The 12,682-nt window shown below is 74.7% G+C and carries 8 protein-coding genes; 6 read left to right on the top strand and 2 right to left on the bottom strand.

Annotated elements, in window-relative coordinates; genetic code table 11:
• The 3 genes from ACFV4N_RS26455 to ACFV4N_RS26445 all read left to right on the top strand — a co-directional run.
• Window positions 1-492: pyridoxal 5'-phosphate synthase (locus ACFV4N_RS26455; protein ID WP_499675301.1), on the top strand; the 492-nt coding region annotated here is incomplete at its 5' end.
• On the top strand, window positions 489-980 hold the full coding sequence (locus ACFV4N_RS26450; protein ID WP_499675300.1) for a PhzA/PhzB family protein: 492 nt from the start codon (window positions 489-491) through the stop codon (window positions 978-980). The genes ACFV4N_RS26455 and ACFV4N_RS26450, both read left to right, overlap by 4 nt.
• 30 nt (window positions 981-1,010) lie before the next feature.
• Window positions 1,011-2,012: a methyltransferase gene (locus ACFV4N_RS26445; RefSeq protein ID WP_499675299.1), complete on the top strand. Its 1,002-nt coding sequence runs from the start codon at window positions 1,011-1,013 to the stop codon at window positions 2,010-2,012.
• Between the two features lie 24 nt (window positions 2,013-2,036).
• On the opposite strand, the gene ACFV4N_RS26440 is transcribed toward ACFV4N_RS26445, so the two are convergent.
• The gene (locus ACFV4N_RS26440) at window positions 2,037-2,552 is read right to left on the bottom strand and encodes a hypothetical protein (protein WP_499675298.1); all 516 of its coding nucleotides are present in this window, start codon (window positions 2,550-2,552) and stop codon (window positions 2,037-2,039) included.
• 319 nt (window positions 2,553-2,871) lie between these two features.
• On the opposite strand from ACFV4N_RS26440, the gene ACFV4N_RS26435 reads away from it, so the two are divergent.
• Entirely contained in the window at window positions 2,872-4,263 is a 1,392-nt protein-coding gene (locus ACFV4N_RS26435) for an MFS transporter (RefSeq protein ID WP_499675297.1), read from the top strand.
• Window positions 4,264-4,483: 220 nt separating this feature from the next.
• Window positions 4,484-7,828, top strand: a complete 3,345-nt coding sequence (locus tag ACFV4N_RS26430) for a non-ribosomal peptide synthetase (RefSeq protein ID WP_499675296.1) — start codon at window positions 4,484-4,486, stop codon at window positions 7,826-7,828.
• A 129-nt stretch (window positions 7,829-7,957) separates the two neighbouring features.
• Here ACFV4N_RS26430 and ACFV4N_RS26425 read toward each other — a convergent pair whose 3' ends face one another.
• A complete protein-coding gene (locus tag ACFV4N_RS26425) occupies window positions 7,958-8,647 on the bottom strand; it encodes a thioesterase II family protein (protein WP_499675295.1) in 690 nt (229 codons plus the stop codon).
• Between the two features lie 263 nt (window positions 8,648-8,910).
• On the opposite strand from ACFV4N_RS26425, the gene ACFV4N_RS26420 reads away from it, so the two are divergent.
• Window positions 8,911-12,682: non-ribosomal peptide synthetase (locus tag ACFV4N_RS26420; RefSeq protein ID WP_499675294.1), on the top strand; the 3,772-nt coding region annotated here is incomplete at its 3' end.

The raw sequence follows: 12,682 nt of genomic DNA, 5'->3' as shown, positions 1-12,682 counted from the left end.
GCGCTGGCCACCGTCGACCGCGACGGCAGGCCGTCGAACCGGATGATCCGGCTGCTGCACGTCACCGACCGCGGTTTCGTGTTCAGCAGCCACCTCGGCAGCCAGAAGGGCCGGGACGCGCGGGACACCGGCGTCGGCGCGGCCGTGTTCCACTGGCCCGAGGTCGGGCGGCAGGTCACCCTGTCCGGCGAGCTGCGGATCACCGACGACGCGGTGTCGGACCGGCTGTGGGCCGAGCGCGACAGCTCCACGTACCCGATGTCGGTCGCGACGGTGCAGAGCGCGCCCCTGGAGGACGAGGCCGGGCTGCGCGCCCGCGCCGAGCGGCTGGCGCTGTCCGGGTACCCGCTGCCGCGCCCGGCGACCTGGGTGGGCTTCGAGCTGGCGCCGTCCGCGGTCGAGTTCTGGCACGTCGGCACCGGGCGCCTGCACCGGCGGCTCCGCTACGACCTGCGCGACGGCGCGTGGAGCGCGCGGAGGCTCCAGCCGTGACCGCGACCGAGGAGGACCTGAGGGCGCGCAACGGGGCCGCGGTCGAGCGGTACCTGCGGACGGGCCTGGCCGAGCGCCTGGAGCGCCACCTGCTCTACACCGACGACGGCTCCGCCGCCCTGTGGTTCACCGACGTCGGCCGGCCCATCGTCGTCCAGGGGCGGGAGGACCTGCGCCGGCACGGCGAGCTGTCCGTGCGCGTCCTGCCGGACTGGTCCTGGTCCGACGTCTCCGTCATCGAGACCCTGGACCCGAACGTGATCTGGGTGGAGTGCCGGGGCGCGGGCGCCATCCGCTTCCCCGGCTACCCCGAGGGCCGCTACGAGAACCACTTCCTGCTCTGCTTCGACCTGGTGGACGGGCTGATCGCGCGCAGCCGCGAGATCAGCAACCCGGTCGAGCAGATGCGCGCGCTGGGCATCGAGGTGCCCCGGATCGAACGCGGCTGGATACCGGCCCGGGACCGCGACGGGGCGCACACCGGGTGACCGGACCGACCGAACGGCGAGGAGTCGAGTGTGGACGTGCAGACCGACCACCTGCGGAGGACGTTGGAGACGCTTGTCGCGCCGTTCCGCGCCTACGCGCTGTACGCGGCCGTGAAGCTCGGGGTGCCCGACCGCATCCGGGACGGCTACCGCCTGCCGGACCCGCTCGCCGAGGCGACCGGGAGCCACCCGCCCTCGCTGCGGCGGCTGCTGCGCGCCCTGTCCTTCCAGGACGTGCTGGCCACCGACGACTTCGAGGAGTACCGGCTCACGGCGGCGGGCGAGATGCTCTGCCGGGACCACCCGTCCCACCTGCACGAGCTGGTCCTGCTCTACGGCGAGCAGGCATACCCGTCGTTCGCGCACGTCGTGCACTGCCTGCGCACCGGCGAACCGGGGTTCCCGCTGGTGTTCGGCGCGACGTTCCTGGAGTACTACAAGCAGGACGCCGAGGCGGGCCGCGTCTTCGACCGGGCGATGGCGGCGGGCACCGCGTTCTTCAAGGCGGTGCCGGCGGCGGTCGACCTGCCCGGGGACGTGACCGTCGTCGACGTGGGCGGCGGGGACGGCTCCCTGCTGGAAGCGCTGCTCACCGCGTCGCCGACGATCCGCGGCGTGCTGGCGGAGGAGCGGGTCGACGCCGGGCTGGCCCGGTTCGCCTCCTCGCCCGTGGGCGACCGGTGCGAGGTCGTGCGGACCGACTTCTTCACCTCGGTCCCGGCGGGGCACGACGTCTACCTGCTGTCCCGGATCCTCCACGACTGGGACGACGACGACTGCGCCCGCATCCTCACCGCGTGCCGCAAGGCCATGAGCCCCGGCGGCACCCTGCTGGTCGTCGAGCGCGTGATCGGCCTGCCGGACTCCCGGTCCCTCGCGATCGACTGGGACCTCCACATGCTGGTCAACACCGGCGGCCTGGAGCGCACGCTCGCCGAGTACCGGGCGCTGCTGGAGCAGACGGGGTTCCGGTACGAGTCGAGCGCGCCGCTGCCGCAGGACGTCATGGTCCTGCGCTCGGTCGCGGTCTGAGGGCCGGTGCGGTGGCGGGAGGGGTCACGCCGTGGCGCGGCCGCCGTCGAGGTCGTCGAGCCGTCCCGCGCGGCGCAGCCGGTTCACCCACGCCTGCGCCGTGTAGCGGGGCACGCCGTAGTGCCGCGCCAGCTTCCCGACGCTCCTGGTCCGCCGGATGACCTCCTCGACCTCGTCCGCCTCGGGCATCCGGCGGTAGGGGCGCTCCTGCGCCGGCTGCGCGTCCGCCGGGCGCGCGTCCGCCGGGCGCGCGTCCGCCGGTCCCCCTGCGCGCGACCGCCCGGCCGCGGAGGCGTCGGCGGTGCCCCGCGGGGAGCGCACCGTCGCGGACACGGCGTTGCCCAGGGCCTCGGCGAGCAGCGCGAAGTCGATGTCGCGGGCCACCTCGGGCGCGATCGGGCCGCCGTCGGCCGCGCCCACCGTGAGCTCGACGATCCGGGGCGTGCCGCTCTCGTCGAGCTGCATCACGGCGCTGATCTTGGGCAGCGCATCGCTCACCTGGTCGTGCGCCTGGATGGTGATCGAGTACTTTCGGCCCATGACGGCGCACTATACTGCCGTTGAAGCGTGTTGACGCGTCGGAACGCGTCCCCGAAGTCTTCACGACACCCCTGGGATCGGGCAGTTGAACACCCGAGCGGGGGTGGACGCACCGTGCTCCTGCGATAACCTGGCGTCACCGTTGTAGCAGTCGGTTCACCACTGTTGACACACTACACAGTCTGCGATGGAGCATGTGTAGTGTGTCCCTCCACTTGATTCGCCGGACGATGCCTTCTCGCCATCGTCGCACCGGGGATGCCGGGGATGCCTCAGCCAGGCGTGCGGGCAGCCGTGGAACCGAACGAAGGGACATCCGATGCCAACGCGAAGCTCCGGGGAGCAGGAGCACACCGCAACCGCCCCGCCCGGGGGCGACCAGCCCGCGCCGGGGGACCCGCGACCCGGGGGACCGGGCGAGGACCCGAACGCGGCCGGGGCCGGGCGGCGGAAGTCCGTGCTGTTCCGCAACCGCGACTTCGGGCTGCTGTGGTCCGGCGAGACGGTGAGCCTGCTGGGCAGCGAGGTCAGCGTCATCGCGCTGCCGTCCCTCGCGGTGCTGGCCTTCGGGCAGGGCGCCGTCGGCGTCGGCCTGCTGGTCGCCCTCCAGTGGCTGCCCTTCGTGGTCCTCGCGCCGATCCTGGGCGTGCTCACGGACCGGCTGCGCCGGCTGCCGCTGATGCAGGTCGCCAACGTCGCGCGCTTCGTCATCCTCGGGTCGCTGCCGCTGGCCTGGGTGCTCGGCGGGCTCACCATCGGCCACCTGTACGCGGCGGCCCTGCTCAAGGGCATCTTCGACGTGGTCTTCCAGCTCGCCTACCAGGCGTACCTGACGCAGTTGCTGCCCCGCGAGGACTTCCTGGACGGCAACGCCAAGACCCAGCTGAGCCGCTCGCTGTCGATCGTCTTCGGGCGCAGCGTCGGCGGCGCCCTGGTCGGCCTGCTCGGCGCCGCCCGCGCGATCACCGTGGACGCCGTGTCGTACCTGGTGTCCTTCGTGGCGCTCACGCGGATCAAGGCGAAGGAGCCGGAGGCCGCCCCGAGCGGCCGTGGCCTCGCCGCGACGCTGGCGGACCTGCGCTCCGGCCTGGCGATCACCTTCGGCAACCGGCTGCTGCGCTACCTGACGCTGATGGCGATGTTCGGCAACCTCGCGGTGTCGATGGTGCTGGCGATGATCATCGTCTTCGCGTACCGGGACCTCGGGTTCACCCCGGCCGAGCTGGGCCTGGCGCTGGGCGTCGGCGGCGCGCCGGTGCTCCTCGGCGCGGTGCTGTCCCGGCGCGTCAACGAGAGCCTGGGCATCGGCCGCACGCTCATCCTCACGCACGTGTTGTTAGGCATCGCGTTCCTGGTGTTCCCGCTGGCCGACACCGGGGGCAAGGGCTTCGCGCTGGTGGTGGTGATGGTCGCGGAGGGCCTGGCCACGTTCACCAGCCCGATCGCGAACGTCGGCATCATGTCGCTGATCCAGCGGGCCACGCCCCCGGAGGCGATGGGCCGCATGGGCGGTGTCGCGCTGCCGCTGGTGTGGGGCGCGAACGCGGTGGGCCCGCTGATCGGCGCCGCGATCGCCGCGCTGTTCGTCAGCAACACCACCCCGTTCCTGGTGGCCGCGCTGCTGTCGTTCCTCGCCGTGGTGTGGATCCTGACCGGCGGGATCTACCGGCTGAGGGACGAGGTGCCGGAGCACATGAGGGTCGTCCTCTGACCCGGGGGATCCCGCGCGGGCGCCGGGCGCACGTCCACCACGTGACGTGTGCCCGGCGCCCGATTTTCGTTGCGCCGCAACGGCTCCCCGCTGCGCAGGATGAATACTTCATGTAGCCTCTTCGATACTTGATGCGGACTGTGCGACGACATGAGCCCTTCGCGGCGGCACGGTCTCGACGGCCTTCATCAGCCTTCATCCGCAGACGCGAGGCGGTGGGATGTCCCAACAGAGCGAACTCCTGCGACGGCTCCGCCAACTGTCCCCCGAGCGGCGGGACGAGTTGCTCGGACGGCTGGACCACGTCTCCCGCGACGGGGGCAACCGGGTCGCGCCCCTGTCCCACCGGCAGGAGCAGCTGTGGCTGTTCGACCGGGTCGCGTCCAGCAGCGCCGCCTACGGCCTCGGCTTCGTGATCGAGGTCGCCGGACCGCTGGACGTCGCGGTGCTGCGGCGCGCGATCGACGACGTCGCCGAGCGGCACACCGTGCTGCGCTCGGTCTTCCCGCACGAGCACGAGACCGGCGTGCAGGTGGTGCGGCCGTGGCGGCCGGTGGCGCTGGACGTCGAGGACCTCGCCGGGCGGGACTCCGCCGGCCAGGACCTCGCCGGGGCGGCGGTCCGGGTGGTGCGCGACGAGCTGCGCGCCGGCTTCGACGTCACCGGCGACGTGATGGTCCGGTTCAGGCTGCTGCGCCTGGCCGCCGACCGGCACGCCCTGGTCGTCACCAGCCACCACCTGGTCCTGGACCCGCGATCGGCGGGCGTGCTCCGCGACGACCTGGCCACCGCCTACGCCCGGCGCGCCGGCGCGCCCGGCGCGGGTCCGGCGGGTGACGCGCCGCCCCCGCAGTTCGGCGAGTTCGCCCGGTGGCAGCGGGAGTGGGCGCAGGGGCCGGAGGCGGAGCGCGCGGCGGCGTTCTGGCAGCGCGCGCTGGCCGGCTGGGAGGTCACGGAGCCGCCCGTCGACTTCCCCCGCCCCCGGCTGCTGGACCTGACCAGCCGGACCGCCGAACGCGCGTTGCCCGCGGGTGCGGCCACCGCCGTCCGCGACCTCGCCGGCCGGCTCGGCGTGCCGGTCGACGACGTGCTGCTCGCCGCGTTCTTCGCCGTGGTCTCCCGGCACACCTCGACGCGCGACCTGGTCATCGGCGTGCCGCACGACGTCACCGGGCCCTTCGACCCGAAGCGGCTGGTCGGCGACTGCGGCAACCTGCTGCCCCTGCGGCTGGAGGTCGACCCGGCGGCGCCCTTCGAGGCCCTCGTGCGCGAGGTGCGCGAGCGGCGCGTCGAGGCCGAGCGGCACGGCGACCTGCCGTTCAAGGTCCTGCTGGAGCGGTTGCAGGTCGAACCCGACGTGGGCAGGCTGCCGCTGGCGCAGGTCGGCTTCGGCCTCCGCGACCGGTCCGCCGGCGTCGTCGTGGCCGGCGGTCTCCGGTGGGGCGTCGACCCGGTGGACACCGGGGTCGGCCGGTTCGAGCTGTCGCTGGAGGTAGACCTCGACGGACCCGTGCCGTCCGCCGCGGTGCGGTACGCGACGGCGCTGTACCGGGACGCCACGGCCGACCGGTTCGCGCGCCGCTACCTGGACGCGTTGGGTTCCTGGACCGCCGCGCCGGGCGCGCCGCTGAACTCGGTGCCGCTCGCCGACGCCGACGAGCGGCGGAGCGTGCTGGAGGTGTGGAACGGGCCGATCGGGGAGCACCGGCCGGAGACCGTGCCCGGGTTGTTCCGGCAGGTGGCCGCGCGGCGCCTCGACGAGGTCGCGGTCGTGTCCCGGGCCGGCACGGCGACGTACGCGGAGCTGGACGCCCGGTCGGACGCCATCGCCCGCGGGCTGGTGGCGGAGGGGGTGGCGCCCGGCGACTTCGTGCCCGTGCTCGTCGAGCGCGGACCCGACCTGGTCGCCGCCGTCCTCGGGGTGCTCAAGGCCGGCGCGGCGTACGTGCCGGTAGACCTGGGACACCCGCCCGAGCGGGTGGCCACCGTCCTGGAGGACTGCGGCGCCCGGTTCGCGGTGGCCTCCGCCGTCGCGGAGCACCTGCTCGGGGACGGCCTGGTCGTCGTGGACGTCGCCTCGGTGCCCGCCGGGCCCGGGAACGCCGACGGCGCGGGCGGACCGCCCGCCGTGCCGGTGCACCCGGACTCGGCCGCCTACGTCATCTACACCTCCGGCTCGACCGGGCGGCCGAAGGGCGTCGTGGTCGAGCACCGCAACGTGACGAACTTCGTCCGCACCGTGCGAGAGCTGTTCCGGCTCACCCCCGACGACCGGGTGCTCCAGTTCGCCTCGATCGGCTTCGACGTGTCGGTCTTCGAGACGTTCGGCGCGCTGCTCAGCGGCGCCCGGCTCTACGTCACCGACGAGAACGAGCGGCGCTCGGTGGACGCCCTGGACCGGTTGCTGGCCGAGCAGCGGATCACGGTCGTGGACCTGCCGCCTGCGGTGATGGAGCTGCTCAGCCCGGAGAACTACCCGGACCTGAGGGTCGCGTTCGTCGGCGGCGAGGCGTTCAGCGGCAGGCTGACCACGCGGTGGGCCCGGGGCCGCGAGTTCTACAACGGCTACGGCCCGACGGAGACGACCGTGACCGTGGTCGCGAAGCGGTGCGAGGGCGAGTGGACCGCCTCGCCGCCGATCGGGCGGGCGATGGCCAACCACCGCGCGTACCTGCTGTCCGAGGACGGCGAGCTGGTGCCGCCCGGCGCGGTGGGCGAGGTCGCGATCGCGGGGCTCGGCGTCGCCCGCGGCTACCTGGGTCGCCCCGACCTCACCGCGGACCGGTTCCGCCCGGACCCCCACGGCCCGCCCGGGTCCAGGCTCTACCTCACCGGCGACCTGGCCCGCTGGGACGACGCCGGCGACCTGGTCTTCCTGGGCCGGGCCGACCGCCAGGTCAAGGTCCGCGGCGTCCGGATCGAGCTGGGCGAGGTGGAGGCGGCGCTCCAGGCGGTGCCGGGCGTGGCCCGGGGGATCGCGGACGCGGCCGTGGACCCGCGGCGGGGCTCCATCCTGGTGGCCTACGTCGTGCCCGAGGACGGCGCGCGGCTCCAGCTGGACGCCGTGCGCGCCGCGCTGGGCGAGCGGCTGCCCGCGGCCATGGTGCCCAACGTCCTGGTGCCGCTGGCCGAGGTGCCGCTGACGCCCAGCGGCAAGGTGGACCGCCGGGCGCTGCCGCCGGTGGAGTTCGCCGACGTGCGGCACCTGGTCGACGAGGACGACGAGGCCGACAGCACCCCGACCGAGCGCGCGGTGCGGGCGGAGGTCTTCGCCCCGCTGCTCGGCGCGCGGATCGGCGGCGAGGTCAACTTCTTCGCGGCCGGCGGCACGAGCCTCCAGGCCATCCGCATCGCGTCCCGGGTGAAGGCGGTGTTCGGCGTCGAGGTGCAGATCGCCGAGTTCTTCTCCACGCCGACGGTCCGCGGGCTGGCCCGGTTGGTGGACCGGGCGGTGGAGCGGGAGAACGCCAGGCGCGACGCGCTGACCGCCGCGCTGGCGCTGGTGGAGGGCCGTTCGGACGAGGAGATCGGCGAGCTGGCCGCGCGGCTGGGGTCGGGCGGGTGAGCGCGGGTCCCGGCGGGGTCGCGACGGCCCCGCCGGGTCGGCGCCATGTGGGTGGCGGTGGCAGGGCGGCGGTCCCGCCGGGTCACCGTTGCGAGGGCCGGCTCTGACAGGGCGAACGGCCCCGCCGGGTCAGCTCCGAGCCGGGTCGGTCGTGGTGGGGCTCGTGGCGTCCAGTCGTGACGCCTCGTCGTGGACGACGCGGACTACCTCGTCCGCGTGCCGCGCGAGGAAGGCGGGCCCGCCGGGGCGGACGAACAGCTTCAGGCCTGCCGCGGTCTCGGCCGCCCACCCCTGGAGCGCCGAGGGGCCCACCGCGGGGTCGTGGCTGCCGCACCAGGCGAAGACCGGGCACGACAGCGGCGGCGCGGGCCGGCGGTACGCGCCGATCGTCGTGACCCCGGCGCGGGGGAGGGGGTTCACCGGGGGACGGGTGCGGCCGCGCGGTGGCGCGGGTTGCCCGCCGACGAACAGGTGCGTCGCCGGCGCGCCGAGTTCTTCGAGCCTCCGCGCGACTTCGAGGGCCAGGAGCGCGCCCGCGCCGTGACCGAACAGCATCGGGCGGGTGCGGGCCGCTGAGATGTCGACAGCCACCTCGTCCGCCGCTTCACTTGACGCAGTGTCCGTGGAGTGGACCGTCCCCGGTGAACCGTGGGCCCCCACCGGCACCAGCTCCACCGCGCCGCGGAAGCGGTCCTCCCAGCCGGAGCAGAACGGGACCGCGCCGGCCGCCGGGAAGCAGTACAGGCCGTACCGGGCGGTGGCCGTCCGGAATCGCCCGTCCAGCAACGACTTCCGGTGTCCCGTCGCGTTGGGGATCATCGTTGTCACCCCCGTGGGGAACCCTCGCGCCGAGGGCCGTGTGATCGAGTTCCGACACCGTACGGGAAGCCCTCGCACGTGACCACCGCGTGAACGCCGCCGCGCTCCCCGGCATTGACCGCATGAAGACTGTGTTGCAGCGTAATGAGCGACTTCTCGACGGCGACTGTCGAGTCTTGAAGACAGTTCGTGAAGACTTCAACCCGGGGTACGGCCGTTCACGGCCGCGGGTCGCCGTGCCGCCGCAGGACGGGGAGGATGACATGACCGAGCAGGGAACCGCCCCGGGCGGCGCACCGGTCGGGGAGTCGCTGGACAGCAGGCTCGCCGACCTCACCCCCGCGCAGCGGGCCCTGCTGGAGCGGCTGCTGGCCGGGTCGGGCGTCGACCTCGGCATCCGCCGGCGGCCGACCGGCGTCGAGATCCCGGTGTCGCACGAGCAGGAGCGGCTGTACTTCATGTCGCAACTGGTCTCGCACCCGGAGATCTTCCACGTCCCCACCGCGCTCCGGCTGCGCGGCGACCTGGACGTGGAGGCGCTGGGCCGGGCGGTCGCACGCCTGGTCGAGCGGCACGAGGCGCTGCGCACCGTGTTCCGCGACGAGGGCGCCGGCCCCCACCAGGTCGTCCTCGACCGGCTCGACGTGCCGCTGCGGGTCGAGGACTGCACCGGCACCGCGGACCCCCGGGCGGAAGCGCGGCGGCGCGCCTCGGCCTCCGTGCTCGAACCCTTCGACCTCGCGCGGGGACCGCTGCTGCGCTGCCGGCTCTACCGGACGGCGACCGACGAGCACCTGTTCGCCTTCACCGAGCACCACATCGTCTCCGACCACTGGTCGCTCGACATCGTCCTGTCCGACCTCGGCGCGCTGTACGGCGAGGAGCTCGGCGCCGGTCCCGGCCCGCGCCCGCTCGACCTGCACTACCCGGACTTCTCCTACTGGCAGCGCAACGCCGTGGACCAAGAGGTGCTCCGGCGGCAACTCGCCCACTGGCGCGAACGCCTCGCGGGCCTGCCGGACGAACTGGACCTGCCGACCGACCGGCCCCGGCCCGCCGTCCGCGGCAGCAGGGGCCGGTTTCACCCGATCGAGTTCGAGGCGGACCTCGTCGCCCCGCTGCGGGAACTCGCGCGGTCGGAGTCGACGACCCTGCTGGGCGCCTTCCTGGCCGCCTACACCGGCTTCCTGTCCCGGCTGGTGCGCGAGGACATCGTCGTCGGCGTGCCGGTGGCGGGCCGGCACCGCCCCGAGACGCAGCGCATGGTCGGCTACTTCCTGAACTGGCTCCCCATCCGGGTCGACGTCGCCGACCGGCCGTCGCTGCGCGAGCTGGTCCGCCGCACCGGCGCCGCGCTCGCCGACGCCATGGCCAACCAGGACCTCCAGTTCGACGTGCTCGTCCAGGAGCTCCAGCCCGTGCGCCGACCGGGCGTGACCCCCGTGTTCCAGACCTCGCTGAGCCTGCGCGACGGCGCGCCCCGACCGCCGTACCTGCCCGGCGTCGACGTGGACTTCGCCGAGCTGGACGGCAGCGCCACCCACTTCGACCTCATGGTCGAGCTGTGGCAGGAGGGCGACCGGGTGCTCGGCTTCCTGCCCTACGACGAGGAGCTGTTCGACGAGCCGACCGTGGCGGCGTTCGCGCGCTGGCTGAAGCGGGTGGTGGCCGCCGGCGCGGCGGCGCCCGACCGGCCCGTGGCCGACCTGCCCGTGTTCGACGAGGACGAGCAGGTCCGGCTGCACGGCGCGGCCGTCGCCCGCGCGGCGGAGGCCGCACGGGCCCACTCGACGCTGCACGCGCGCTTCGCGGCCGTGGCCGCCGAGCGACCCGACGCGCCCGCGGTCGCCGACGACCGCACCCGCCTCACCTACGCGCAGCTCGACCGGCGCTCCGACCGGGTCGCCCACGTCCTGCTCGCCCGCGGGGTGCGCCCCGGTGACGTGGTCGGCCTGGTGCCGGAGCGCACCGCGGACCTCGTCGCGGCGGTGCTGGGCGTGCTGAAGTGCGGCGCGGCTTACCTGCCCGTCGACCCCGACGGGCCGCCGGAGCGGGCCGCCGCCCAGTTCGCGGACTGCGCGGTCGCCACGGTCCTGACCTCGCCGCGCTACGCGGACCGCCTGCCGGAGGGCGGGCCCGCGCCCGCCGTCCTGCGCTGGGACGCCGGCGAGTTCGCCGACGCGCCGGACACACCGGTCGCGGTCGAGGTGCCCGCCGGCTCACCCGCCTACGTCATCCACACCTCCGGGTCGACCGGCGCGCCGAAAGGCGTGCTGGTCTCGCACGCCAACGTGCTGCGGCTGTTCGAGTCCTGCCTGCGGCGGTTCGACCTCGGCCCCGACGACACCTGGACCCTGTTCCACTCCAGCGCCTTCGACTTCTCGGTCTGGGAGCTGTGGGGCGCCCTGCTGCACGGCGGCCGGCTGGTCGTGGTGCCGCGGCGGACGACCCGCGCGCCCGACGCCTTCGCCGACCTCCTCGCCGCCGAGGGCGTCACCGTGCTCAGCCAGACGCCCTCCGCGTTCGCCCAGCTCGCCCGGCAGCTCGTGGCGCGCAGGCCGCCGGGGCTGCGGCTGCGGTACGTGGTCTTCGGCGGCGAGGCGCTGGACCACTCCGCCCTCGCCGGGTGGTTCGACGCGTTCGGCGACGAGCGACCGCGGCTGGTCAACATGTACGGGATCACCGAGACGACCGTGCACGTGACCTACCGCGAGGTGACCCGGCACGACGTCGGGCGCGCGGGGTCGCTGATCGGCGTGCCGCTGGACGACCTGTCGGTCTACCTGCTCGACGACGACCTCCGACCGGTGCCCGTCGGCGTGCCGGGGGAGCTGTTCGTCGGCGGCGCCGGCGTCGCCCTCGGCTACCAGGCCGACCCGGCGCTGACCGCGCGGCGGATGCTGCCCGACCCGTGGTCCCCGGTGCCGGGGCGGCGGATGTACCGCAGCGGCGACGTGGCCGTGCTGCGCCGCGACGGCGAGCTGGCCTACCTGGGTCGCCGCGACGAGCAGCACAAGATCCGCGGCCACCGCGTCGAGCTGGGCGAGGTGCGGGCCGCGCTGGACCGGCTGCCCGGGGTGGCGCAGGCCGCCGTGGTGGTCGTCGAGGACCGGGTGGGCGCGGCCACCCTGGTCGGCTACGTGGTGCCCGCGCCCGGCGGTTCCCCCGACGGGGCCCGGGTGCGCGAGGAGTTGCGGCGCAGCCTGCCCGACTGGATGGTGCCGTCCTCGGTCGAGGTGGTCGGGGAGCTGCCCCTGACCCGCAACGGGAAGCTGGACCGGACCGCGCTCGCCGCCCGCCGGGACGGGGCGCACCGCCCGTCCGGGCCACCGCCCCGGGGGAGCGCGGCGGTCGCGCTGAGCGGCATCTGGTCGGACCTGCTCGGCGTGACCGGCATCGGCGCGGAGGACCACTTCTTCGAGCTGGGCGGCCACTCGCTGATGGTCGTCCAGCTCGTCTCCCGCGTCCACGCCGCTTTCGGGGTGGAGCTGCCGATGGTGCTGCTGTTCGAACGTCCCCGGTTGCAGGCGATGGCCGACGCGATCGAGGAGCTGGCCACCGCCGGGGCGGCGGACCCGGCCCCCGTGGTGGCGGCGGTCGAGCTGCCCGATGACGCGCCGATCGACGCCGTCCGCGCCGACGTCGCCGAGCGCCTGGCCGGCCTCGACCGCCCGACCTCGGCCCGGCCCGCCACGTCCGCGACCGATCCGGAGGTGGTGCTGCTCACCGGCGCCACCGGGTTCGTCGGCGCGTTCGCCCTGGTCGAGCTGCTGGAACGCGGGCTGCACGTGGTGTGCCTGGCGCGCGGAGGCCCGGCGCGGCAGCGGGAGCTGCTCGCCCGCGCCGACCGGCTCGGCCTGGGTGCGACGGTGGCGCGCGGGTTCGCCTCCGGACGGGTCGAGCTGGTCGACGGCGACCTCGCCGCGCCGCGCCTGGGCCTGCCGGATGCCGTCCACCGAGACCTGGCCGGGCGGGTCGGCGCGGTCCTGAACTCCGCCGCGTGGGTCAACCACGTCTACCCCTACGCGCAGCTCG

Origin of the sequence: Actinosynnema sp. NPDC059797 (assembly GCF_042732085.1) — a bacterium.
Lineage (GTDB): Bacteria > Actinomycetota > Actinomycetes > Mycobacteriales > Pseudonocardiaceae > Actinosynnema.
Note: the sequence above shows the minus strand (reverse complement) of the source record. Positions and strands in the feature narration are given on the sequence as shown.

What these genes read in the sequence shown, in the direction of transcription:
- ACFV4N_RS26435 (WP_499675297.1), top strand. Translation starts at nt 2,872, where the DNA reads ATGCCAACGCGAAGCTCCGGGGAGCAGGAGCACACCGCAACCGCCCCG.
- ACFV4N_RS26425 (WP_499675295.1), bottom strand. Translation starts at nt 8,647, where the DNA reads ATGATCCCCAACGCGACGGGACACCGGAAGTCGTTGCTGGACGGGCGA.
- ACFV4N_RS26430 (WP_499675296.1), top strand. Translation starts at nt 4,484, where the DNA reads ATGTCCCAACAGAGCGAACTCCTGCGACGGCTCCGCCAACTGTCCCCC.
- ACFV4N_RS26440 (WP_499675298.1), bottom strand. Translation starts at nt 2,552, where the DNA reads ATGGGCCGAAAGTACTCGATCACCATCCAGGCGCACGACCAGGTGAGC.